Origin of the sequence: Pseudomonas sp. PA15(2017) (assembly GCF_001945395.1) — a bacterium.
Classification (GTDB): Bacteria; Pseudomonadota; Gammaproteobacteria; order Pseudomonadales; family Pseudomonadaceae; genus Aquipseudomonas.
Window position 1 is genome coordinate 1 of sequence record NZ_MSXV01000015.1, and the last position, 335, is coordinate 335.

A 335-nucleotide genomic window follows, 5' to 3' on the forward strand; every position below is an offset into this window, starting at 1 on the left:
TCGAGGGGTAAGACGGGCATGTTTATGCAAGTTCATCCGGGGCTCCTGGAAGGCTGTGTTGGTCGCGCTTCCAGAATTCCGGGAACGCCCCGGATGAACAACCTACTGAGAGATCACAACTAGCCGTCCGCGTTTTCCCTTGCCAAGTCCTGCAACGACAGCGGAGGTCATTTCCTGCGCAACCTAGGCGGCTCCACCCGGAGGGCCGGGCCAGTTTTTGCGCGATGCGGCGTTACTCGATGGCTCATTTGGCCTGCCAAACTTCGCATCTGTGTGCCCCACATGGATGTGGGAAATGCCGCAAGCCCGCCTGGAGCGGGCGCGGCCCTTGCCTC